The organism is Hafnia sp. CBA7124 (genome assembly GCF_002355555.1).
GTDB classification, from domain to species: Bacteria; Pseudomonadota; Gammaproteobacteria; order Enterobacterales; family Enterobacteriaceae; genus Hafnia; species Hafnia alvei.
Window position 1 is genome coordinate 2,872,597 of the sequence record NZ_AP017469.1, and the last position, 23,807, is coordinate 2,896,403.

Sequence of the window (23,807 nt, forward strand, 5' to 3'; positions counted from 1 at the left end):
GAAGCTACAAACGCAAACAGGAGCCTTTAGGCTCCTGTTTTTTATCGGCGAATTATCAGTAATAAGTGATGGTCACATTGGCTTTGGCGGTAATTTTTCCTGCAAAACTAGCCGAAGAAGAATCCGTGATCTCAGCAGCGGTTTGCACAATGGCGGCCTGATAATAAGCCGTATTTGCTCCTTGCTGTGCACTGCCAATATTTTGCTTTGTTCCCATGATGATGGGGTTACCTTGCGCGTCATAGAGCGCAACCGCGACTCCGGTGAGTTTTCCCCCGTCGGCCTCGCTATGAGCTACTAATTTATCGTTACCTTTCAATATTGCATTAGCATCATCAAAGGTGAATTCAACATTATTGGTATAGCTGCTACAGGTAAATCCAATACCAAATCGTGTTTGTGCTCCCTCTTGCGGAAACGATCCTGAACTACGCTTATTAAAATTACCCAAATCAACCGTTTGATGCGCTGAATCTAAGCTGCATGATGGCGCAGCCATATAAACTCCTGAGCCTAGAGGAACATCCACCGTCGCCACACCAGACATGCCATCAACGGTGAAAGTAAGGTGTGCGCCAGCGGGAATAACGGGAAGCGCGCTATATTCTATCCAGCCCAATTTAACTAACTCAGCACGCATGGACTCAATGGCATAATTATGCGTTTCATCAAACTTATATAAGCTTTTATCTGCATTATATTGAGCGCCAAACTCAAACAGCGTTGTATCGTCTTTACCGTTAATAACGGGGTACTCAACGCCAAGTAATTTCCTAGTTGCTAATTTAGCCGGTGAATAACTATTTGCTAGCGTTTCGTCATTGTAAGAAACCGCTTTGATATAAAGCCTAAGTTTAACGCCGTTATTATTGGTTTGAGCTTCCCCAGTCCAGTCCAGCGCAGTGTCGTTGATAGCACTGAGACTTAATGAAACCGTGCCATCAAAACCAGCCGGGGCGGCCACCTCTTGTCCATCAGTGGTACAGCTTAACCTCATATTGGGCAAAAACTGCGCATAATCGAGAGAAAGCAATACCGAATAATCGGGAGTATCCTCATCCACCGCTATCGGGTTTTCACGCGTATACGGCGAGAAAGGAGCTGCTCCACCGGTGTTAATGGTGCAGCGTAAAGCGCCTGCCCAAGTCGTCTGCGGGATAACGCCACCTAGCAATACGACAACACTCATCAACATCGTTTGAGCTCGCCACCATTTTCTCATCGTCGTTCTCCGCTAGAACGTCACCGTCTGATGCAATATCGGTGTGTCACCACCAAAATCGTTAATCAATGAATAATTGAGTTGGCTGCTGCCAACAACGCCTGCAGGTAGCGCATAGCGAGCTTCCCCCTTTGCTGGCACCATCGTATTTTTTCCAGCTAAAGGTAACTTTTTACCCGCGCTGCTAACCGATAATTCAGAGAAGCTGGCGTAGTATTCCGTCGGATTTTTCGCCACCAACCATGCTTTTCCTCCTTCATGGCTAACCTGCCATGTCAGCGCTTTAAGTGTATCGGCTGATTTCTCTTTCAAATCGGTTGGGCGTACAAATACTTTTAATCGCGTACGGACGGCCAGCTGTAATTGATTTTCTTTGCTTTTGCTAACGGGCGGAATTTCTTGGATCCACAGCCAATAGACTGACTCACGATCCTGCGGTATTTTTCCTGGCAATATCACCATTCGCAATCGCCCTTCCCGCCCAGCACTAATTTTGAATAATGGCGGAGTCAAAATGAGCGGCAAGCCTTTGTCATTTCCTTGCTGATCTTCAATCCACGACTGCACTAAATAGTCATGATTTTTATCATCATTAATCAGTTTAATCGGTGTTTCTTTATCACTTTCAAGTGCGACAATGCGCGTCAAGGCAGGACGTACGGCAGCCTGAACGCCGCTTGCGGCGATGAGAAGACCTATGAGCATAGGCACAACAACTTTTTTATTGAACTTCATATATTTCTCTTATTAGCGACAAATCGCATTGATTTGTTGATACCAAGGTTCAGAAGAATCTTTTGGCGCGGGTAAAACAAATTGGCACTGGCTTTCGTTTTCCAATGTCATATGCAATGTTGCATCGCCATCAGCCAAGATCCCATTCAGATACAGCAATCCATTATCGGCAACCATGCCAACCTGCTCCTTCCCTTGCCATACACTGGCACCAAAGGGGGCGGGTTTGCCGCTGGGCAGTGATAACATCACGATCGCCCTGCGCCCAACCTTTGTCTGGAAACGCCGTACCACCACGGCACCGTGCGTGGGCACCACATTGTCACCCGCATCCAGTAACTCAACGTTATCATCGGCATGACGTGAATCTAGCGACAATGCATTATCTCGATAAGGTGAAATTGATGGCACCACCGCCAAGCCCCAACGATTTGTCGCTACGCCGGGCTGTCCTTCTATGCTGATATTCTTTGCCCCTGGGGTTTCAACAATGGCGATGGTATCCCCCAACATCTGCGATAAAACAACGCCTCCGCTATAGGCAACGACTCCGCCCGAAAGTCCGGCAGAATACTGCCGACTTCCCTGCCCCATGCTTGCACTGGCACTCATATTGGCGATGTTATTGCGATAGGCCATCGACGCTATAGGTGAATATCCACCACGATCATGCTGAGCAGAAAATGAGTAATTCAACGCACTATCCAGCTCAGTCCCTGATACCGTTGCCATCTGAGAATCACCAGAATGATTGCTACTGCTAGTGCTAAACGACACATTGCGGCTCCGTTTTTCACCCAAATCCCAAGGCACAGACACATTTAGCGAAAACTGGCGGTCAGGATCGACATCGCCGTTTGAACTAGAATTCACCTGATAGCTATAGCTCATGCCGATATTTGCTGCACCAATATTGAAGCTGTATCCCATAGTTAATGAGGTATCTGTCGCGCTTGAATCGTAATAATTATCGCGTTGCAGCGTAAAATACCCGTTGCCAAACTCACCAAACCCCTGATTTAGCGTCGCTTGAACTTCACTCTTACGCTGATAGCGCGTGTCATCATCTCCCCAGCGCCAGCTGGCGTACTCAGGGAAATCCATAAAACTGGCAGATTGATAACGATAGGCCATCAATTGCAACGAGGTATCCGTACTATCAAATCGACGCGCATACAACACTCGCAGCGCTCTCCCGCTATCGCCAATTCTATCGGCAGTATCATCATCATAGGATTGGGTATCTCCGTCTGTCGCTTGTTGATGACGTTCAAAGGCCCAATCTAGCGATACACTCCCCAGGTAACCAAAGTTGAAAGCAGTACTCAACGCGGTCGACTGATACCCTTCACCCGCAACGATAAGATCGCTCAACGTCAACCAGTCAAAGCCGTACTGCAAGTCTCCTTGCACCACCATCGGCTCATAAGAAAGAGAATCATCGCGATATCGGCCTGCACTCAAGCCATAGCGCCACGTTCCAGGCCGCAACATATCCGGCAGTGAGGTATAAGGAACGGTGAATTGCTGTTTACTTCCGTCGCTTTCCTCAACAGTGACATCTAAATCAGCCCCAATCTGCCCATTATTTAAATCGTGGATAGCAAAACTACCCGGCGCGACCGTTTGGCTATAAATGATATTTCCGCGCTGGCGGATCACCACGCGCGCGTTGGTTCGTGCAACACCACGAATAACCGGTGCATAGCTGAAAGTATCGGCAGGCAGCATTTGATTATTCGTCTCAAGCGTCATCCCCCGCACGGGTAAAATACCTAGCACATCACTTGATGTACTGGCATAAACATCACCGACGGTGAAGCGAGACACCAGTGAGGCAATATCGCGTTCTGCATAAGCGCGATCGTGGTTTTGCTCCCAGCCAATGGGGGATTTATTAAAAGTATCAAAACTGTAAAAACGCCAGTCACCCAAATTCACACCTGAGTTCAGGCTTAAATATGCCGTGTCGCTACTGTCGTCGCCTGAGCTATTACTATTATGATTTTCAGTATGATAAATGTAGCTGGAATAGCTCAACCGTAGCGCATTAACCCCTTTGTCCCACAAAGAGGGATCGATCATTTCACTTTGTGTTGCCACACTCATCGCGGCCTGTGGCACCGTGATAATAAGTTGCTGCATGGCAGCATCATATTTTACGGTTGCATCAGGCCACTTAGCCGTGAGGTCGTAACATGTTTCACTCGCGCCTTTGCCTTTTTCGGGCAGTTCATGATCGAGTCTCAGTTGATGTAGTAGCGCCAATGTTAAACAAGGCTCGGCACTTTTAGTCTTTGACATGGAAACAAATTCGACTTTAGTTTTAAACACAGAATGTCCGTTTAAAATAATATCAACGGCATTCGTCCCAGGTTCAATTTGGTCCGGGTGATAAAACTGCTGTGGTATTTCCTGAGAGTTTTTACGTAAAAAATCCGCATCAAACTCAGAACTCTCATTTGATGCTGGATTGATTTCTTCACTGGCTATTGAATGCAATGAAAAAAAAGCAGAGACAACAATGATAATTCTCATTATTAATAATAAATGAATCCTCATCATTATTGTTCCGCTATAAATTCATTAACGAAAGGCTCCAAAAATACCTAATGGAGATATCCCGTCTGAATTATGTTAAGGGCAAAACAAGCAGACAGGCTCTTTTAGTTATACACAATATCGACGAAGGTTTTTGCACTCACATTACCCGCCGTTACTGCTGGTGTTGAAGTATTAGCTTTATAGGCAACTTTAAAATGCAAAGTCGTATTTCCCGTTGATAAAGCTTGCTGCTTAGACGGTGTACCGCCGTTAATATCAACCAGCGTCGCGCCATCGTTTTCGAGTAGAGCAACACCGACTCCCGTTGCTGGATTGGTGCTGCTACCATTTTTTAAAATTTCATTATCCACTGTGTCTGGTGAACCACTGAATGTCACTTGCGCATTTTTTTGCGTAGTAATATCACACTCTTTCAGGTCAATAGTGAAATCGGTCATCCCCGCATAACCACCAGCCGAACTAAACGAAGCCGGTGTTACCGAGGGCAGAGTCATCGTAGCCCCGCTGGTCGTCGTTCCCGCATTGAAGCCATTGAGTGTACACGCAGAGGCGGTCACTAGCCCCGTGAAAGTAATATCACCATCTGAAGCAAGCGCTGAGAACGAGCTCACAGCCAATAGCGATAAAATTAAAAATTTATATTTCATACAATTACCTTCATATCCATAAAGTTGAAACCATCCGTTTTTTAGTCATACATGCGTAAACTTAGAGTGCATGCTAGCTATTAATAAATTATATGTATGAATTATAATTTTGGAATACATGAAAATTAAATTCATTTTTTAGTAGGAATAAATACAGTAAATAAAGCTCACAGCAATCAATATTCAGTTAAAATTAATATAAACACCAAGCTTTATCAAAAAGCTTACCGTCATAGAATTTAATAAACCTTGCATAATAAAAAGCAGAAGCAATAACAATTAATCGCATTAAAAATGAAACATATTTATTACTGTTCCGCTTTGCGTAAACCGATGAGGTATGCCTAAGTAATATAAGCAAATTAAAAATTAATTGTACATAATATCAATAAACGTTTTTGCGCTCACATTACCCGCAGTTACTGCTGGCGTTGAGGTATTCGCTTTATAGGCGACTTTAAAGCGCAAAGTTGTATTTCCGGTCGATAAAGCCTGTTGTTTGGATGGCTTACCGCCGTTAATATCAACCAGAGTCGAGCCATCATTTTCTAGCAGAGCGACACCTACCCCCGTTGCCGAATCTGTGCTGCTGCCATTTTTGAGAATTTCATTATTAACCGTGTCGGGTGAACCACTGAATGTCACTTGCGCGTTTTGTAGCGTAGTAATATCGCAGTCTTTCAGGTCAATAGTAAAATCCGTCATCCCTGCATAACCACCGGCAGAACTAAATGAAGAGGGTGTCACAGGGGGTAATATCATTGTCGCCCCGCTTTTTGTTGTACCTCCATTAAAACCATTCAACGCACATGCAGAAGCCGTTACTACACCGATAAAGGTGATATCACCATCAGAAGCAAATGCAGGTAATGAACTTACTGCCAACATTGATAAAACTAAAAGTTTAAATTTCATACATCCACCTAAATATCCATAACGATAAAAATCCATTATTTAGCAATGAATTAACGAACACTTAATGCATACTAAGTATGGATGAATTATATTCAGTTATTATAATTTTGGAATGCGTGGAAATTAAATTCATTTGTTAGTAAAAATGAAAGAGGCAGATTAATAAATTAATGCTATGAAAAATTTAACTAAAGCATTCTTGTGCAGAACAGCAACCTGAGCAACGGTTGCTCAGATTGCTTGCTATAGGTGAGATAACCACGCGGCTATCTGCTTACGTGAGATTTTGATCCCGCCCTGTTTTAGATCTTCGGGCAGAAGGTAGTAACGGATAGGCTGTTGAAAACGGGCGAGCTTTCCTTGTGTCCAAGGAGCAAGCACAGACAAATCCAGTCCTTTCCGAGCTTCAATCACCGCAACGGGACGCTGGCCAAACTCACAGTCGTCCACCGGCAGTACAAACGCCTGCAGAATATCGGGGTGAGTCAGGAGAACGCGTTCAATATCTTCCGGCTGAATGCCTTCGCCGCCGCTGAAAAACAGATTGTCGAGTCGGCCTATAATTCTCAGCTCGCCATTTTGCATCTCACCCCGATCGCGGGTATGAAACCAGCCATCTGCATCGGCTAGCGGGAATAAATGCCCGTCGCGCCAGTAGCCAGACGCCATGTTATCGCCCCGCAGCAGAATTTCACCGTCAGCCAGCATCAGTTCACGCCCACTTAACGGCAATCCAACGCCGGGTAAAGCATTGGCGCGTTTGGCACATACGGTTGACGCCATTTCTGTCAAACCGTAACCGCACCAGCAGCGGATCCCACGCGCTTCCGCCTGCTCGGTTAAATCAACCGGTATCATCGCGCCGCCGAGCAAAACGTCTTTCAACGTCAGTGAGGTTTCAGGCTGGTTCAGCAAACGCCACAGTTGGGTTGGCACTAACGATGCGTGAGTACAGCCGCGTAGCGCGTCATCCAGCGGGTGCATGTTACGCACCGCCAAGCTCGCGCCAGCGAGTAACCAGCGCCACACGATACCTTGCCCAGAAACATGGAATAACGGCAATGAAAGCAGCCAACTATCTTCTTGAACGAAGGGCATCAGTGACAAAACACCCGCCGCACTGGATAAATGCGCCTGAAAACTATGCGCAGCGGCTTTCGGCATTCCCGTTGACCCCGAGGTTAGCGTTAGCGTAGCCAATCGCTGCGCTTGCCACGACGGTAATTCAACAGGATCGCCAGCCGATGCGCTCAGCGCAGCAATGCCGTTTGGCCAGCGGAACTCAGCGTCTGGGTTATAGCCATAATCGACATTAAGCTGCGGCAACAATTCGCTTAGCAGAAGATCTGGCAGCTGCGGATTAAGCGGTAAAACCCGTGCGCCGCATTGTAAAACGGCTAAATAAGTCAGCAGCAGCTCAGCGCTGTTCTTGCCTCGAACGGCGACGATGGCATCAGACGTGACGCCTTGATGCATAAAGCTTGACGCTAATTGGCCGATCTTTTGACTCAAAGCTCGCCAACTCACCGGCGTGCTCTCGAGGAACAACGCCGTATGTTCGGGAGTGTGACTGGCCCAGTGCCGCCAAGGCCAGTCGGTAAACGCAGGATAAATCGTTGCTGTCATGCTAAGAACGCCATACCACATCTAATGAAGAAACGGTCTGCAGCGGCAACGTGTTTTCCGGCCAAGGGCGGATAAGCTGAGCCTGCATCAGATCTAACGTATCCAAACCGGGGACGGTGTTAGGCGTGAGCCATGCCGCCACGCGAGCCAGTTGAGTCAGCCCAAGGCTCGATTCAATGCTAGAACTGATAACGGCATCCAGACCGACCTGATGCGCCTGAGAAATCAGCTGCTGACAGCGCTGCAAACTGCCGGTTAAGGTCGGTTTGATAACAATGGCCGCCACGCCCTCTTCAGCTTCAACGCGGAAATCAGGCTCACGTACGCTTTCATCCCACGCAATAGCAATGCCGGTTTGACGTGCAAAATCACGCGATTCATCGCGGGTTTTACACGGCTCTTCCAGAAATGCGATACGGTTACGCCATTCAGGATTCACATATTTGGCAAATCCATCGGCTTTAGCCCGTGTCCAACTGCGGTTAGCATCCAAACGTAGTTTTAGATCGGGCAATGCCTCTAGCAGCACGTTAACCACCATGCCGTCGCGCACCGCTTCATACAAACCGACTTTCACCTTAGCCACTTTCTCGCCGGGGATAGCCTGCAGCACCGCAAACAATTCGTCGGGGTCGCCGGAACACAGTGGGGCTTTGCGATAGTCAGCCTCCGTTGGCAGTGAGCCTGAAAGCTCAGCCAACGCGCAGCTCATACCGAACGCCACCGAAGGCAGCGCATTTTCATTAGGCTGCTGGCCTGCGGCCCACTGCTGCAAATCAGCCAACACCGCTTCCTGCGCCTGTTCTAACGTCTCATGACTAAACTCAGGCAAAGGGGCAATTTCGCCCCAGCCTTCCTGTTCACCCTCGCGCAGGCACACTATCAACCCGTCACGAGTTTTTAGCCGCTGGTTGCGCAGAATGACGCCTGCATCCATGGGCAGGCTGTAACGGTAAAGTGTGACCTGTCGCATTACGGGTTACGCTTGAATTTAGAGAAATCAGGTTCACGTTTTTCGTTAAACGCGTTACGTCCTTCCTGACCTTCATCGGTCATGTAGAACAGCATAGTGGCGTTACCCGCCAGCTCTTGCAGACCGGCTTGACCATCGCAGTCTGCGTTCAAGGCAGCTTTCAGGCAGCGCAGCGCCATTGGGCTATTGCGCAGCATTTCACGACACCAGCGCACGGTTTCCTTTTCCAGATCGGCCAAAGGCACCACGGTGTTAACCAAGCCCATATCCAGCGCTTCTTGTGCATTGTACTGACGGCACAGGAACCAGATTTCACGCGCTTTTTTCTGGCCGACGATACGTGCCATATAAGAAGCGCCCCAGCCACCGTCGAAGGAACCGACTTTAGGCCCGGTTTGACCAAAGACCGCATTTTCTGCCGCAATGGTCAAATCGCACATCATGTGCAGCACGTGACCGCCACCGATGGAGTAACCTGCTACTGCAGCGACCACTGGCTTAGGACAGGTACGGATCTGACGCTGGAAATCCAGCACGTTCAGGTGATGGGTGCCGCTTGCGTCTTTGTAGCCGCCGTAGTCGCCACGAACCTTTTGGTCACCGCCGGAGCAAAATGCTTTATCGCCCGCACCGGTCAGAATGATGGTGCCGATATGGTCGTCATAGCGAGCATCAGACATGGCCTGAATCATTTCTTTAACCGTCTGAGGGCGGAAAGCGTTGCGCACCTGTGGGCGGTTGATGGTGATTTTAGCGATACCGTCTGCCGATTTATGGTAGAGAATATCTTCAAAATCAGCAGAGCAGTCCTGCCACTCAATCGGTGCATACAGCTCTTGTTCGCTTGGATACAGCATAGTCAGATTCCTGTTAAAGAAGTGGGGTAAAAAAGTCACGCACCTGAGCAACAAACTCGTCAGGATTCGCGCGATGTGCGTTATGACCGGCGCCTGCAATCGTTCGCACCGGCAAATCAGATTCGGCGGCAAGCTGCTGAAACTTAGCGTCACGCTCACCGCATAAATAGACAAAGGGAATAGCCAGCGTTTTCAGCTGTTCGGTGAGCAAGGGCTGTTTGCCCAGCGACGTTGACTCAAGCATTGTAGCCAAAGGCTCGCCGTTCTGCGCCGCGCGCAGTGTCACCAACCGGTGACGTTCAGGATCGCTCAGTTCGGCAAATACAGGCTGGCGATACCATGCCTGAAGAACTTCCGGCATCGGCTGTTGGCGAAAACGTTCCGCCCAACGCGCGTCGTTTTCAATTCTGGCTACCCGTTCGGCTTGCGTTTTCAATCCCGGATTTCCGCCTTCGATCAGCAAGGCTTTTAATCCTTTGGGATACTGAGCCGCGTGGTACATCGCCACACGTCCGCCCAATGAGTAGCCGATAAGCGCATAGGATGAAATATCATAATGCGCCAAGGTAGCCCGCAAAGCGGCATCCACGGCGGCAAAACCGTCTACGGAGAGTTGTGCCGAACGCCCATGGCCGGGGAGATCAACCAGCAGATGTGAAAACTCGGGGAGCTGAGCGGCAAAATCTCGCCATTCGCTGCCCTCACCTAAAAATCCATGCAGCCAGACTAAAGTCGGAGAAGATCCCGCACGCGTTTGAGCCGCAATGTTTGAACCGCAAAGGATGTATGTCGCGGCCAAAATCACAGTGCTTTTACCTGAGCCAACAGATCGCGCAGCGTTTCCGCGCCTTCGCTAGGAGAAACCTGTAGCTCAATCAGCGTAGCCCCCGCGCGACGCCAGCCTTGCTGCACCGCATCAACCAGATCATCCCAGCTTTGTGGCTGGGCATAGGCTAGTTTGAACATCGCAGCAGCATGCTGGAACTCCACGTCCTGCGGCATCAAATAAAAGCGTTCACGCTCGGCTTCTGGCGTTGGCAGCATGGAGAAAATCTGGCCGCCGTTGTTATTCACCACGATAAATACCGTTGGCGCAGAGCAGTGACGCAACAGCGCTAACGCATTGAGATCGTAAAGCGCGGAGAGATCGCCAACGATCGCCAGCGTCGGTTTCGCCGTGGCGCGCTGCACGCCCGCGGCGGTAGAAATCAGCCCATCGATGCCGCTGGCACCACGGTTGCTATAAACCGGGTATCCCGCAGGAAGCTGAGCAAACGCATCAATCAGGCGAACAATCAGGCTATTACCGACGAACAACTGACCATTTTCAGGCAATAGTTCAGGGATGCGCTGCGCCACCTGCGCCTCGCCAAAATGTTCATCGAGATATTCAGTCACACACTGCTGGGCAGTATCCGCCAACAGTTCCAACTCAGGTGCCCACGGCGCACGCGGCTGCGCAGGATGTAGCTCTAACCAATCAGCGATAGAGGCGATCACGCGGCGACCATAGTGATTCGCCGGATCCAAGCGACCTTCCAGCGGATCGATCAGCCAATATTCTTGCGGTTCGCAGCTTGCCTGCCACTGCAACAAGCGTTTTCCCGTTAGGCTGCTGCCGAATTGGATAACCACCTGCGCCTGCTCTAATAACGACTGAGCTTTTGGATTAGCTAGCCATAAATCCGCACAGGGTAAAGGTTGGCCGCTTTGCGATAAAACATCGCCAATCAGCGGCCAGCCGAGCAGCTCAGCCCATAGTGAAACTTGATCGCCCTCTTCGGCGCTCATTCTGCCCGCTAAGATCACACCGCGTTTTTGCCGCCAGTAAAACCAGTCAGGCTGTTTTACCGCAGTGCGCGCATGCAGATCAGTCTCCCGCAGCCACGGGCGTGGATCCTGCCACCATTCACCCAGCGTTTTCGACCACGCATCGGCTGAACCATCGTCATCACCGTATAACGGTTCAGCAAAAGGACAGTTCACATGCAATGCGCCGTGGCTCAGCTGCGCCATCGCGCTGTCGATGGTCGAAGCCAACCAGCGAGCGGGGATATCCGGCGTCGGCCTTGGCAGATTCAGGGTTTGTTTAGGATGAGACGCAAAAATATCGTTTTGACGAATGGCCTGATTGGCACCGCAGTCGATAAGTTCTGGCGGACGGTCGGCGGTCAGCATAACCAGACGTTCACCGGTCAGACCTGCTTCAATCACCGCGGGATACAGATTCGCAACCGCCGTACCCGATGTGACGATAACGGCAACCGGCTCGCCGGAAGCTTTCGCCAGCCCAAGCGCCAAATGACCCAAACCACGCTCATCAAAATGCGTATGACAAATCAGTTGGGGATTAGCGGCCGCCGCAAGCGTTAGCGGCGTAGAACGGGAGCCGGGAGCAATACAGATATGGCGAACACCGTGGCGGGTTAACGCCTCCAGTAACAACGCGGCCCAGTGGCGGTTAAATACACTTGTCGACATGGCGGCTCAGCAGTCTGGTTAAAAAGGGTTTTCTCAGCTTAGTCCATTCACCGACCCCCATCTGAGCTCGAGAATGATAAAGCCGTTAATTTGTTCGCAATTTGAAGGTCTTACAAAACTATGTCTTACAAAACCATAACGTAGAGTAACTTCATGTTTTTGAAAGAAAATCAAAAGGGATTATGCGGCAATATGTTACACCAGCGAGCCCAAGACCACAATCAGCTAAGGGGAGTATATAAAACCAGAGGATCCGTATGGCTTGAGGACAGCAAAGATAAGCGCACGAAGCAAAGAAATGGAACAAAGCGCGCCTTAAAGACTCGCAACGCAGAGCCCTTATGATCGGCGCAAAACTTTACCAGATTACAGCGAAATATCACTTTCCAGCAGCGTTCTCAAACCAGCCGCTTTGTTTTCAATCTCTAGCCACTCTTGTTCAGGATCCGATCCCGCCACGATGCCCGCTCCGGCATAAAGATGAATATGATCATGCTCAATTAACGCCGAGCGCAACGCGACGGCAAACTCAGCCTGATCCTGCGCCAAATAACCCGCCGAGCCAGCATACCAGCCGCGATCGAAGGGTTCATCTTGCATGATGAACTGGCGCGCGGGTTCGCGCGGCAATCCGGCTACAGCAGCGGTAGGCTGCAAGCGGCGCAGACAATCAGCATCGTTAGACTGCACCAGCGTGGCATGAATTGGCCGACGCAAATGCTGAACCTTACGCAAACGAATAATTTCAGCAGGCATCACATCAAGCGCTTGCGCCCCACCCTGCAAACGCTGGCAAATATCATCCACAACCAGTAAATTTTCGTGCTGGTTTTTCCGGTCTGACATCAGCCACTGCGCATTTTCTTGCGCTTGTGCATCGCTGTTACCGCTGGCTACGGTGCCAGCCAAGGCCTCCGTTTCCAGCGATAAGTTTTGGCGACGATATAGTCTTTCCGGCGAAGAGCCTAAAAACGCCCGCTCCGGCGCTAACGCCAGCATGAAGTGGTAGCAACGATGATTCACCGCGCGGCTTGCCGCTAAAAATTGAGCAGCGCGCAGCGGTAGCGAAAGCTTTAACGTCGTACGGCGTGCCAGTACCACTTTTTCAAAGGCTTTATGTTCAATTTCAGCCAGCGCATTATTGAGTAAATTACACCAAGCATCATGATCGGGTTGATGGCGCGCAGCGAGAACGTCGGTTTGTAAGGTTGGCAATGGCTGAATAGCGCACAGCGCAGCTAAATCACGCAGCGCGAGTTCCAGATCTTGCGTCAGTGATGTTTCACCGTATAGGTACACCACCAGCTCCGCCTGACCAGCATGACGCATCAGCGCGATGCGCGGCAAAAACAGCAGGCTGTTGATCGTGCCGTAGCCATCCAGCTCAACCTGACCAAACGCGTTTAGCCCCCAGATACGAAGCTCAGGACAGCCATTTTCTTGAACAAATTTCTGCGCCTGCTCGGCGTCGGTAAACGTACGCACCGCACCACACACTGCGGCTTCTTCCGCGCCATCGCGGTGTCGCCAGTAGAATTGTGGAAACAGCGGCTGCGACGCCAACCACTCCAACATTTGGGTTCCATCTTTCAAACTGCAAGGCAGCGCAATACGTACCAGCCCCGATTGCTCGGCAGCGGCTTGGCGTAACAAAGGAATGATGCGTTCTACCAGGACGGAAAGATGAACCACGACAACCTCGGGCGGCTTTAAGAAGAAGTGAAGAATTATACGGTGGATTGATAAGAAGGAAAGCAACCAGAAGAGTTATCGGCACAGCCAGCGAGTAAGTGGTGAAAAACCCGCCAGCTGTTAACATTTGAAGGGAGAAAAACGCGAATTAAGGAACTTCTTGGCTCGCCGCTTCTGTCTGCGCTTCCACTTTTTGTCGTTCTGCCTGACGCTGCTTACGTGCCGCTAGCCACAATCCGCTGTTTTTCATCGCATAGCCAAAGACTAAGCCCACTAGCAGCGAAGGAACCACCATCTGCCAATCGCCGTTTGCTGCGAAGGTGGCGCACGCGCCGATAAAGGTACCGGGAACAAACGCCAGCCAGCGCTGTTGCGCCTGAATGCACATCAGAAAAGCCACGATCCCGATCAGTACGTAGCCTATGATCGTCCACTCTGGGCGTAGAGCCCCACCATAAATGATCACTTCAGCCCAGAATACACCGCTAAGCAGCGTACATAGGCTGATGCCAAAACCTTTCAATCCGCCCTGCGGACAGGCGAAATAGGCCGTACAACCGAGAAAACCCGCCCAGCTTAACAGCCCAAGGCTCACCGCGACCCAGCCCCAAATGCCAGAAAGGATGCCGGTAGTGATGGCAATAGCAACCAAAACATTCATGATGGAAATCTCACGTATTCAAAAAAAGTAGTTTACCGATGAGAACAGGATATTCATTGACCAGCATCACAAATGCAAAGTGATGTGTTTGTATGATTACATTTTATTGTGATTTTAATCACAAATAAAGTTGTTTTTTTCGCCACCTAACTGCGTGACGCCTCACGAGAATGGACACTTAACCGGCCAATCTGGCCATAAAACCAGACAGCCATCATCCAATAGAATCGTGCCCATTTATTGTCATATCAAAATCAGAGGCATAGGTTAAAAGCCTAAAAAATTTCTCTCACGCATGACGAAAGGCCACGATTCCGATGAAAAAACACATTCTCTCCGCCGTCATTCCTGCTCTACTGGTTCCTCCTGCAATGGCATGTACCACCATTTTGGTGGGTAATGAAGCCTCCAGCGACGGTTCTTTTATCGTCGCGCGCAATGAAGACTATTCCGCTAATAACCCGAAACACTTTCTGATTCATCCTCGCGCTGAGCATCAAAAAGGTGAATTTAAATCCCACGCCAACGGCTTTACCTATCCATTGCCGGAAACATCGCTGCGCTACAGCGCGATATCAGATTTTGACACTAACGATTTATCCATGGGTGAAGTCGGATTTAATGAAGCGGGCGTTGGTATGACCGCAACCGAAACCATCTATAACGGCCAGCAGGTGCTTAAGTTCGATCCTTACGTAGAGAAAACCGGCATCACCGAAGACGCTATCGAAAACGTGATCCTGCCGAGAATTCATAGTGCGCGTGAAGGTGCCGAACTTCTGGGTAAAATCATTGAAGAAAAAGGTGCCGGTGAAGGGTTTGGCGTAGCTTTTGTTGATGAACATGAAGTTTGGTATTTAGAAACCGGCAGCGGTCATCAGTGGATGGCCGCCAAACTACCGCGCGACCAATATTTTGTGTCAGCCAATCAGGGACGTTTAAGAAATTATAACCCTGAAGACAAAGCCAACTATCTGGGATCAAAAACGCTGATCAGCTTTGCCGAACAGCACGGTTTATACAACCTCAAAGACGGCGAGTTTGATTTCCATAAAGCCTATTCGCAAGACGTTGAAAACGATGTCACCTACAACTACCCACGCGTTTGGACAGTGCAGCACATGTTCAATCCGGATCTGAAAACCACCATCACCGATGGCACCGCGTTCCCAGTCTTCTTAAAACCCGCGCATAAAATTTCCGTTGCCGATGTTCAGACCGCGCTGCGTAATCACTATCAGGGAACGGCGCACGACCCGTATGCCAACAACAATCCCAAAGAGCCTTATCGCCCAATTTCCGTATTCCGCACCCAAGAATCTCACGTGCTTCAGGTACGGCCAAAACTCCCAAAAGCCATTGGTGAAGTGGCCTACGTTGCCATCGGCATGCCGTCGCTCAGCGTTTATGTTCCCTATTACCAAGGTATGGAGCACTATCTTGCTGGCTATGATAAAGGTACCAACAAATTCAGTGATGATTCAGTGAGTTGGAAATATCGCCAGCTGCAAACGCTCGTGATGCAAAACTACAACGCCTATGCGCCTGAGGTCGAAAAGGCCTATGCCGAGTTTGAGAAAAATACGGCGGTTCAGCAAACGGCGATGGAAAAAGAGTATCTAAAACTCTATCAGTCTCAGCCGCAGCAAGCGCAAAAAGTGCTGCAAACATTTGAAGATAAAGTGATGCAGGATGCGCTGAGTCTGACAGAACAGCTGACTCGCCAAGTCATGACGCAAATGACCCACGATACCGACATGAAATATCACTTCGAAGGCGCATAACAGCGGCGCAAGCAAAGAATCATCAGGGCCGGGAGCGTATCGAGAGTTTCCGGCCATCCCTCTCACCATATTGGCCCTTATTCACTTCTGAAATGGATAGCCCTTTTGGATAATTTCCATCATCTCTTGGGTATAAGGCGTGACGGGCGTTTTCACCAGCGCGGGGAAAAACACCATGGGGGAAGGAAAAACTTCAACAACATAGCTATGACTGAGTTTGCTGGCATCCACCTCTGACGCCGGCAGCAGCGTCGCCGCGGCAAGTCCAGACTCGATCCAATCTAGAATCGCCTCCGGCTGGGTAATATGCATAATCACATGGGGATGCTTACCGCCTTTATGAAAGTGATCCAATAAAATCTCATCGGTTCCGGCATCTTTAGCGCGATGCAATAAAACCAGAGGAAACTGGCTTAGCGCGAGATAGGGAAAGGGCGAAACAGGCGCTTCGGCTAACAGCTTGTGAGATATCACGGCTACAACGGGGATCGGAGGAAACGTGATGCAGTCAAATCCCTCAAATTTTCTCGGTTTTTGAATCAGCGCAACATCAATTAACCCCTCATTCAAATGCGATTCCAGATAGCTCGAATCGAGCACTGAAATATGTAATTCAGCATCGGGATTACGTCGATGTAGTTCCAAGAGCAGCGGCTTAAAATAGCGCTGAAATAGATGCGTGAGCCCCACTTTTAAAACTTTGGTTTCACGATTCGAGAGAAGTTTGGTTTCCCGCGCCGTATCTTCTATCTGGCGTAAAATATCGCAGGCTTTGCGATAAAGATAATAGCCGGCCTCGGTTGTTTCTAGACGATTACCATTGCGTACAAATAACGGAGCGTTGAGCTCATCTTCCAGCTCTTGGATCCTTTTACTCAACGGCGGTTGAGCCATATTCAGCGCCCTTGCTGCTTGGCTAATCGATCCCTGCTCCACCACCTTACAAAAGTATTTCAGCCTTTTCAGATCCACTTACGCGCTTCCCTTTATCATTTTCACCCCACAAGTTTCGCACCGTAAAGCCACACTGACTAATACTCCACGGCAATATTCCACGGCAAGAATAGAGAGTATCGGTATAGCCACTATGATCGAAACGGTATTGGTCTTGAAATTCAATTAAGAATATATCTATTCCTAACCAACGCCCTCTTATCTCAAGGCAGAATAATGGACAATACACCGAATAATAAAATCAAAAACCCCATTCATGATTTACGCTCCGCGCTGGCTTTTTTAGCCGCACAGCCCGGCGAATTAGTCTCTACCGATGTTGAAGTCGATCCGTGCGCTGAACTATCCGGCGTGTATCGCTACGTAGGCGCAGGTGGAACCTGCCTGCGCCCAACGCGTAAAAATGGCCCTGCCATGGTGTTCAACAAAATTAAAGGATTCAACGATATTAGCGTCGCCATTGGTTTGAATGGTTCACGCAGCCGCGTAGGACATTTTCTCAACTGCGAACCTGAAAATCTGGGGCATCTGCTGAGAAACTCGGTGAAAAATGCCGTCGCGCCCGTGACGGTGGGTGCTGATAAAGCGCTGTGCCAGCAGGTGATTCATTTCGCCGACGATGCAGATTTTGACCTACGCAAACTGCTGCCAGCACCAACCAACACCGAAGAAGACGCCGGTCCGTATATCACCATGGGGCTGTGCTACGCCTCCGATCCCGACACGCATGAATCTGACATCACCATCCATCGCCTGTGCGTGCAAAGCCGCGACGAGCTTTCGATGTGGCTCACGCCCGGTCGCCACATCGATGCCTTCCGCATGAAGGCTGAAGCGCAGGGAAAACCATTACCGATTTCAATCAGCATTGGGGTCGATCCCGCAATTGAAATCGCCGCCTGCTTTGAACCCCCAACCACGCCGCTTGGCTTTGACGAACTGAGTATTGCGGGTGCCCTGCGCGGCCACGCCGTTGAAATGGTTCAGTGCAAAACCATCAATGAAAAAGCCATTGCCCACGCCGAGATTGTGATTGAAGGCGAACTCTTGCCCAATGTACGGCTGCGCGAAGATCAAAACACCAATACCGGCAAGGCAATGCCTGAATTCCCCGGCTATACCGGCGCGGCCAAAGATGCGCTGCCGGTCATTAAAGTCAAGGCCGTAACCCATCGCTTCAACCCTATCTGGCGTACCACCATTGGCCCAGGCGAAGAGCATGTGAATATGGCGGGTATACCCACCGAAGCCAGCATTTTAGATATGGTTGAACGCGCCATGCCGGGCAAACTTCTCAACGTCTTTGCCCATTCTGCGGGCGGGGGAAAGTTACTAGCGGTGATGCAGTTTAAGAAAAGCGCCGCCGTAGACGAAGGTCGCCAGCGGCAAGCCGCGTTGCTGGCTTTCGCTGCCTTCTCTGAGTTGAAGCACGTTATTCTCGTCGATGAAGATGTCGATATTTTCGACAGCGACGACGTGATGTGGGCAATGCAGACCCGTTATCAAGGCGATGTGGATACGATTTTCATTCCCGGCGTTCGCTGCCATCCGCTCGATCCTTCACAGATGCCAGACTACAGCCCCTCCATTTTGCAAGAAGGGATGTCATGTAAGACCATTTTTGACTGTACGGTTCCGTTCCATTTGAAAGCCCACTTCGAGCGTTCTCGTTTCAAAGAGGTGGATGTGAAACGCTTCCTGCCTGATTTTAAATAATCACTGGCGATAGAGGGTAAAAGGTGGATAAAAAAATGCCGAACCCTATGAATTTGGGTTCGGCGATATAATAACACGACTACTTTTATAGCGCCTTTAGGGCTTTTAATTCTGACTCAACGCGTTGAGTTTAAGATTTAGAAAATAAGGCACGTCGGGACAGATTTACGCTCACGCTGCTATCCTGCACCGGTAACGACAGCAGCATCTTCAACGTATCCGTCACGAGTGCCCTGCCTTCATCTGCGCTGATATGCGGTTCAATCGGCGACATCAATGAGCAGGACAACAGCTGGCCGGTTTTAGGTAATTCACCGACCATAAACGTCATGTCGCCACGCGGCAGGGAAAGCGCAATTCGCTCGCCGAGTTTGCGCAAAGACCAAACCTGATCCGGCCCCGGCAAAATCACCACGCTTAGCATCCACGGCGTTAATACCGTGCCGAGCCACTGCCCTTCATGCTGCTGCATCTCAACCACGATCGGCATTTCGGCACGATAGAACGGCAGCGTCGCCATCTCTTCCTGCGCAATCTGTTGGTACTGTTCTATCAAAAGATCGGCAGGATTTTGCTCAAAACCCCAAAATTCATCAGCACCGATAGCGGTCAAATCATGTTCAGAAGGCATGTACCGCTCCTTTATGCTCTATTTGGCAACCATCGTTACGCAGAAGCTGGACAATACGATCCATGGCTACAGGGATCGCCGCCTCAATCGCCGACGTCAGACCAATATGCGGCTCCAGAGACTCTGGCACCACGCCCACCAGCGTTAAGCGCTGTGGAAACTCATCGGTGAGATGCAACGCAGAAAGCACGTCGCACAGCCCAAGTTGATGTGGTGAAATTTTCCGGCTAAAAAATGCCGGAACTTCGTCGTCACACAGCGTAATGACGCTGCCGGGTGCGCTATCGCTGAGGACCGCATCGGCCACAATCAGATGATCGCGGCTAGCCATGTACTCCATCAGCTCCATGCCCGCGGTTCCGCCGTCCATCAGCTCAATGCCCTCAGGAAAACGGAAATCGCGTTCTAGGCGCTCAATGATGCGCACGCCAACCGCCTCATCGCTGAGCAATAGGTTGCCAATACCTAAGATCAGCGTATTCATCACAGCACCTTGACCTTGGTCACTTCGCCACCGCGCGTGTCCACCACGTGCACCGCACAAGACATGCATGGGTCAAAGGAGTGCACGGTGCGCACCACTTCCAACGGTTTTTCGATATCTTCGATAGGCGTGCCGATGAGCGCTTGCTCATACGGGCCCGGCTCGTCGTTGGTGTTACGCGGGCCAGAGTTCCATGTGGAAGGCACAACCGCCTGATAGTTTTCGATCTTGCCGCCTTTAATCACGATCCAATGCGAAAGCATGCCGCGCGGCGCTTCTTCAAAACCGACGCCGCGATACTCTTTATCTTCCAAAATTTCAGGCTTGATAAAGGCAACGTGATCGCCTTTGCCGATGTTGTCGATCAGCGCCTGCCACTGTTGCAGCAGGGTATCTTTCAGTACGCAGCAGCGCACCGCACGACCAATAATGCGTCCCATGGTGGAATGCAACTGCTCGGTTTGTAATGCTTTGCCATTCAGCGTTTTATACAGACCGTTCACTTCATTGAAGTGTTTCACCGTATCAGGATGCTTAGCCGCCAGTTTCACCAGCAGATCGGCCAGCGGGCCGACTTCTACCACTTTGCCGTAGAAGGTTGGGGATTTCACCCATGAGTACTTACCTTCATCCTGCCAGCCAGTGTAGTTCGGTTCGGTTTTGCCTTCCCACGGCTTTAAAATTGCATCGTCTTTATACCAAGAGTGTTTGCAGCTTTCGGCAATACCGTCGATCAACCATTCATCCTGATGGCTGGTGATTGGGCGATAGTTAGCCATATCACCATTTTCAATGTAGCCGCCCGGCAGCAGGAAGCTACCGCCTTTGGCATCGGTTGGCAGCTCTGGCACGCTCAGATAGTGCTTCGCACCTTCGCCCAATGACAGCCATTCTGGGTAGTTTGCCGCAATAATTGCCGCATCCACTTTGTAAACCTGCTCAATGAACTCACCCAGACGTTCAATAAACATCTTCACATACATCAAACGTTCCAGATTCAGCACGCTTGGCGCATCCAGATTGATTGGGTTAGCCACGCCACCCACGGCCAAGTTTTGGATATGTGGGGATTTACCGCCTAAAATCGCCACTACGCGGTTTGCATCACGTTGGCATTCAAGCGCCTGCAGGTAGTGGGCAACCGCAATCAGGTTTACTTCTGGCGACAGTTTCATCGCCTTGTGGCCCCAATAGCCGTTGGCAAAAATACCCAGTTGACCACTGGCCACCAAGTCGCGGATTTTCTGCTGTACCTTGGTGAACTCTTCCGAGCTATTCAGCGACCACGTTGAAACACCTTTCAGCATGGCTTCGCATTTTTTAGGATCGGCGTTCAGCGCAGAGGTGATGTCCACCCAGTCCAGCGCCGACAGCTGGTAAAAATGCACAATGTGGTCATGGATGCTATGGGCTGCCACGATCAGATTACGGATATGCTGCGCGTTCACCGGCACTTCAGCGCCGATCGCATTTTCCACCGCGCGCACTGAAGCAATGGCGTGGATGGTGGTACATACGCCGCAAATACGCTGAACAATCATCCACGCATCGCGCGGGTCGTTGCCTTTGACAATCTCTTCCATCCCGCGCCACATGGTGCCGGATGACCAAGCCTTGGTGACTTTGCCGTTTTCAATTTCGCAGTCAATGCGTAGATGGCCCTCGATACGGGTGATCGGGTCGATAGTGATACGTTGGCTCATACTTTAGCTTTCCCTCGGGCCTGATAATCTTTATGTACACGTTCAAGCGATGGCAACACCGGTAAAATCCGGATTAGCAACAAATAGGCACAGACTTCAATCGCCACAAAGCCGACTGAAATCAGAAGTTCTTCTGACGTTGGGAAATAGTGGTAACCATTGCCCGGATTGAACGCCAGCAGTGAGTAGTTCATACGCCACAGCGCAGCACCCAGCAGCATACTTAGCGCGCCAAGGAACAGCATGCGCGAATCGCGGCGGAATCTGTCCCAATGGAATACCAGCAGCGGGAAGAGCATCAGCCCAATTTCGCACCAGAATGAAATGGAGTAGCGATTCCACTGTGAGAGGTACTCTGATTTATCTCGCAGCACAATTTCCGCGAAGCGCAGCGCAACGAACAGGATCAGGAAAATATCGATAACCTGCGTCAGTCGATAGAACAGCGGCTTTTCATTCGGGCCTTTACCTGCTAACCCTGCCTGTACCAGCGAACCTTCAAACACCACAATGGAGAAGCCCATAATGAATGCCGTCAGCAATGAGAACACCGGCAGCAGCTCGTAGCTTTGCCACAGCGGATGAATTTTATTCCCCGCAGCAATCATCAACGATCCCATTGAAGATTGGTGCATGGTTGGCAGCAGCGCGCCGAGTGCCAGAATGAAGAACATGATTTTATTCAGCCACTTCATTGGCACTTTCCAGCCAAATTTCTCCAGTACGACAGGCGCAAACTCCAGCGCCATCACGCCGATATACACCGTCATACATACCGCGGTTTCAAACAGCACCGACGAGGTATTAAAGTGTCCTGGCAGATAGAAATAAGGCAGGTTCCAGTAACGGCCCACGTCAATGGTGATTGATAATCCCCCTAACGAATAACCGAACAGGCTCGCCAACAGCGCGGGACGCACCAGCGGGTGATATTCACCTCGGTTGAAAACGTATACCGCCCACGCAAGCGCCCAACCACCACAGGCAAAACCTGTGCCGATGAGCAGGTCGAATGAAATCCACAGTCCCCATGGATAACCTCCGTTCAGATCGGCAACGGAGCCAATCCCGAAGATCAAACGTTTGAGGATGAAAATGCCACATAGCACCACGAAGGGCGCCATCACCATTACCGGCCAGCTAACAAGGCGACCACCTAACGGACTGGCTTTATGTTCACTCATGATCATCATCTCCATCATGGTGGTTTTTGGTGTTACGACGGATCATGACCGACAGACCTGTCAGAACCACCAGCGGCAAGATCATGCCTTTATAAACGGTATGCTGAATGTGCTCAGAGCGTGCGCCAGTTGAGAGTTCAGCCAGTTTCGGCATGCCTAGATTTTCATACGGCACCCCCGCCAGCACTATCACCTGCGTTCCACCGCCCTCTTTTTCGCCGTAGACATAAGGCTGATACTTGGCAAGCGGATGCAGATAGTTATCACCACCGTTCAGGGTTTGGCGCGGATAGGCATATTCGGCCCCAGGTTTTGCCGCCAGACGCTTTTTAGCCTCAGCCAACAGCTCGTCACGCGTGCCAAAGATAACCGCGCCGGTTGGGCAAACTTCTACACAGCCTGGCAGTTGGCCTTTGGTAATACGCTCAAGCCCTTTCTGATCGCACAGCTGGCACTTATGAATCTCACCAAACGGGTTGTGATAATCATATTTTGGAATATCGAACGGACATCCCACCATGCAGTAACGACAGCCCGTACAAACGTCAGGGTCGTAATGCACGATGCCGGTTTTGGGATCTTTTTTCAGCGCCTGTACTGGGCATACCGAAACACAGTTAGGGTCGACGCAGTGCATGCACTGTTTTTTGATATAGGCGTAGCCGTTTTCGACCTGATCTTTATTAACGCCGCTGCCGTCTTGCCACACCTGAATAATGTTGTTGGTGTAAGGCGTTAATTTATCGTTGTTAGACCACGTTTGTGGCCCGTTAGGATTGATCTGGTTTTTGTTCAGCTTCTGACACTCAGCCACGCAGGCTTGGCAGCCTACGCACAGCGTTGAGTCATAGAGCATGCCAACCGCACCGGGGATCGGCGGTTTGTTTTCTACCGCTGCCTGCGCAGTGTTCGATGTCACCGTGCCTGCAGCCAACGCCCCCGCAGAGGCAAACTTAATAAAGTTTCTTCTATTCACG

Annotated in this window: 19 protein-coding genes and 1 pseudogene; 2 read left to right on the forward strand and 18 right to left on the reverse strand. The window is 50.2% G+C overall.

Going from position 1 to position 23,807, the window contains the following annotated elements; all coding sequences use genetic code 11:
- Positions 1-55: 55 nt before the first annotated feature.
- The 12 genes from CPY98_RS13320 to CPY98_RS13380 form a co-directional block, all read right to left on the reverse strand.
- Positions 56-1,222, reverse strand: a complete 1,167-nt coding sequence (locus CPY98_RS13320; protein ID WP_080723951.1) for a fimbrial protein — start codon at positions 1,220-1,222, stop codon at positions 56-58.
- A 12-nt stretch (positions 1,223-1,234) separates the two neighbouring features.
- Positions 1,235-1,957 carry a molecular chaperone gene (locus tag CPY98_RS13325; protein WP_096388045.1) on the reverse strand — a complete coding sequence of 241 codons (723 nt, stop codon included), beginning with the start codon at positions 1,955-1,957 and terminating at the stop codon, positions 1,235-1,237.
- Between the two features lie 12 nt (positions 1,958-1,969).
- A complete protein-coding gene (locus CPY98_RS13330) occupies positions 1,970-4,522 on the reverse strand; it encodes a fimbria/pilus outer membrane usher protein (RefSeq protein ID WP_367620831.1) in 2,553 nt (850 codons plus the stop codon).
- A gap of 101 nt (positions 4,523-4,623) precedes the next feature.
- A complete protein-coding gene (locus CPY98_RS13335; protein WP_046449903.1) occupies positions 4,624-5,169 on the reverse strand; it encodes a fimbrial protein in 546 nt (181 codons plus the stop codon).
- A 369-nt stretch (positions 5,170-5,538) separates the two neighbouring features.
- Positions 5,539-6,084, reverse strand: a complete 546-nt coding sequence (locus tag CPY98_RS13340) for a fimbrial protein (RefSeq protein WP_043494085.1) — start codon at positions 6,082-6,084, stop codon at positions 5,539-5,541.
- Between the two features lie 243 nt (positions 6,085-6,327).
- Positions 6,328-7,710, reverse strand: coding sequence for an o-succinylbenzoate--CoA ligase (menE, locus tag CPY98_RS13345; RefSeq protein WP_231899414.1), 1,383 nt, complete (start codon positions 7,708-7,710; stop codon positions 6,328-6,330).
- A gap of 1 nt (position 7,711) precedes the next feature.
- Positions 7,712-8,683, reverse strand: coding sequence for an o-succinylbenzoate synthase (gene menC, locus CPY98_RS13350; protein WP_043494092.1), 972 nt, complete (start codon positions 8,681-8,683; stop codon positions 7,712-7,714).
- Positions 8,683-9,540: a 1,4-dihydroxy-2-naphthoyl-CoA synthase gene (gene menB, locus CPY98_RS13355; protein ID WP_025797973.1), complete on the reverse strand. Its 858-nt coding sequence runs from the start codon at positions 9,538-9,540 to the stop codon at positions 8,683-8,685. Before menB ends, menC begins: the two co-directional genes overlap by 1 nt.
- A 13-nt stretch (positions 9,541-9,553) precedes the next feature.
- Positions 9,554-10,324, reverse strand: coding sequence for a 2-succinyl-6-hydroxy-2,4-cyclohexadiene-1-carboxylate synthase (menH, locus tag CPY98_RS13360; RefSeq protein ID WP_051874161.1), 771 nt, complete (start codon positions 10,322-10,324; stop codon positions 9,554-9,556).
- Positions 10,325-10,341: 17 nt separating this feature from the next.
- Complete coding sequence (gene menD, locus CPY98_RS13365; RefSeq protein ID WP_096388051.1) at positions 10,342-12,021, reverse strand: 2-succinyl-5-enolpyruvyl-6-hydroxy-3-cyclohexene-1-carboxylic-acid synthase; 1,680 nt, start codon at positions 12,019-12,021, stop codon at positions 10,342-10,344.
- Between the two features lie 366 nt (positions 12,022-12,387).
- Positions 12,388-13,713: an isochorismate synthase MenF gene (gene menF / locus CPY98_RS13375; RefSeq protein WP_096388055.1), complete on the reverse strand. Its 1,326-nt coding sequence runs from the start codon at positions 13,711-13,713 to the stop codon at positions 12,388-12,390.
- A gap of 148 nt (positions 13,714-13,861) precedes the next feature.
- The gene (locus CPY98_RS13380) at positions 13,862-14,374 is read right to left on the reverse strand and encodes a DUF1097 domain-containing protein (protein WP_096388057.1); all 513 of its coding nucleotides are present in this window, start codon (positions 14,372-14,374) and stop codon (positions 13,862-13,864) included.
- A gap of 317 nt (positions 14,375-14,691) precedes the next feature.
- On the opposite strand from CPY98_RS13380, the gene CPY98_RS13385 reads away from it, so the two are divergent.
- Complete coding sequence (locus tag CPY98_RS13385) at positions 14,692-16,158, forward strand: C69 family dipeptidase (RefSeq protein WP_096388059.1); 1,467 nt, start codon at positions 14,692-14,694, stop codon at positions 16,156-16,158.
- Positions 16,159-16,239: 81 nt separating this feature from the next.
- On the opposite strand, the gene CPY98_RS13390 is transcribed toward CPY98_RS13385, so the two are convergent.
- A complete protein-coding gene (locus CPY98_RS13390; RefSeq protein WP_025797962.1) occupies positions 16,240-17,130 on the reverse strand; it encodes a LysR family transcriptional regulator in 891 nt (296 codons plus the stop codon).
- Between the two features lie 198 nt (positions 17,131-17,328).
- Here CPY98_RS13390 and CPY98_RS13395 point away from each other — a divergent pair, with 198 nt between their 5' ends.
- Positions 17,329-18,828, forward strand: a complete 1,500-nt coding sequence (locus CPY98_RS13395) for a UbiD family decarboxylase (RefSeq protein ID WP_096388061.1) — start codon at positions 17,329-17,331, stop codon at positions 18,826-18,828.
- 130 nt (positions 18,829-18,958) lie between these two features.
- On the opposite strand, the gene hybE is transcribed toward CPY98_RS13395, so the two are convergent.
- The 5 genes and pseudogenes from hybE to hybA form a co-directional block, all read right to left on the reverse strand.
- A complete protein-coding gene (hybE, locus tag CPY98_RS13400; RefSeq protein ID WP_046360242.1) occupies positions 18,959-19,459 on the reverse strand; it encodes a hydrogenase-2 assembly chaperone in 501 nt (166 codons plus the stop codon).
- Positions 19,449-19,943 (reverse strand): HyaD/HybD family hydrogenase maturation endopeptidase, encoded by a 495-nt coding sequence (locus CPY98_RS13405; RefSeq protein ID WP_046449911.1) that lies wholly within the window; start codon positions 19,941-19,943, stop codon positions 19,449-19,451. The genes hybE and CPY98_RS13405 overlap by 11 nt, the downstream gene beginning before the upstream one ends.
- Positions 19,943-21,646, reverse strand: coding sequence for a hydrogenase 2 large subunit (hybC, locus tag CPY98_RS13410; RefSeq protein ID WP_025797940.1), 1,704 nt, complete (start codon positions 21,644-21,646; stop codon positions 19,943-19,945). Before hybC ends, CPY98_RS13405 begins: the two co-directional genes overlap by 1 nt.
- Positions 21,588-22,830 (reverse strand): annotated as a pseudogene (gene hybB, locus CPY98_RS13415) (Ni/Fe-hydrogenase cytochrome b subunit). The gene hybC and the pseudogene hybB overlap by 59 nt, the downstream one beginning before the upstream one ends.
- A complete protein-coding gene (gene hybA / locus CPY98_RS13420) occupies positions 22,823-23,806 on the reverse strand; it encodes a hydrogenase 2 operon protein HybA (RefSeq protein WP_043494120.1) in 984 nt (327 codons plus the stop codon). The pseudogene hybB and the gene hybA overlap by 8 nt, the downstream one beginning before the upstream one ends.
- Position 23,807 lies beyond the last annotated feature (1 nt).

What these genes read in the sequence shown, in the direction of transcription:
- hybC (WP_025797940.1), bottom strand. Translation starts at nt 21,646, where the DNA reads ATGAGCCAACGTATCACTATCGACCCGATCACCCGTATCGAGGGCCAT.
- menB (WP_025797973.1), bottom strand. Translation starts at nt 9,540, where the DNA reads ATGCTGTATCCAAGCGAACAAGAGCTGTATGCACCGATTGAGTGGCAG.
- CPY98_RS13335 (WP_046449903.1), bottom strand. Translation starts at nt 5,169, where the DNA reads ATGAAATATAAATTTTTAATTTTATCGCTATTGGCTGTGAGCTCGTTC.
- CPY98_RS13385 (WP_096388059.1), top strand. Translation starts at nt 14,692, where the DNA reads ATGAAAAAACACATTCTCTCCGCCGTCATTCCTGCTCTACTGGTTCCT.
- CPY98_RS13395 (WP_096388061.1), top strand. Translation starts at nt 17,329, where the DNA reads ATGGACAATACACCGAATAATAAAATCAAAAACCCCATTCATGATTTA.
- CPY98_RS13320 (WP_080723951.1), bottom strand. Translation starts at nt 1,222, where the DNA reads ATGAGAAAATGGTGGCGAGCTCAAACGATGTTGATGAGTGTTGTCGTA.
- menC (WP_043494092.1), bottom strand. Translation starts at nt 8,683, where the DNA reads ATGCGACAGGTCACACTTTACCGTTACAGCCTGCCCATGGATGCAGGC.
- CPY98_RS13325 (WP_096388045.1), bottom strand. Translation starts at nt 1,957, where the DNA reads ATGAAGTTCAATAAAAAAGTTGTTGTGCCTATGCTCATAGGTCTTCTC.
- CPY98_RS13330 (WP_367620831.1), bottom strand. Translation starts at nt 4,522, where the DNA reads ATGATGAGGATTCATTTATTATTAATAATGAGAATTATCATTGTTGTC.
- CPY98_RS13405 (WP_046449911.1), bottom strand. Translation starts at nt 19,943, where the DNA reads ATGAATACGCTGATCTTAGGTATTGGCAACCTATTGCTCAGCGATGAG.
- menD (WP_096388051.1), bottom strand. Translation starts at nt 12,021, where the DNA reads ATGTCGACAAGTGTATTTAACCGCCACTGGGCCGCGTTGTTACTGGAG.
- hybE (WP_046360242.1), bottom strand. Translation starts at nt 19,459, where the DNA reads ATGCCTTCTGAACATGATTTGACCGCTATCGGTGCTGATGAATTTTGG.
- CPY98_RS13380 (WP_096388057.1), bottom strand. Translation starts at nt 14,374, where the DNA reads ATGAATGTTTTGGTTGCTATTGCCATCACTACCGGCATCCTTTCTGGC.
- CPY98_RS13340 (WP_043494085.1), bottom strand. Translation starts at nt 6,084, where the DNA reads ATGAAATTTAAACTTTTAGTTTTATCAATGTTGGCAGTAAGTTCATTA.
- menE (WP_231899414.1), bottom strand. Translation starts at nt 7,710, where the DNA reads ATGACAGCAACGATTTATCCTGCGTTTACCGACTGGCCTTGGCGGCAC.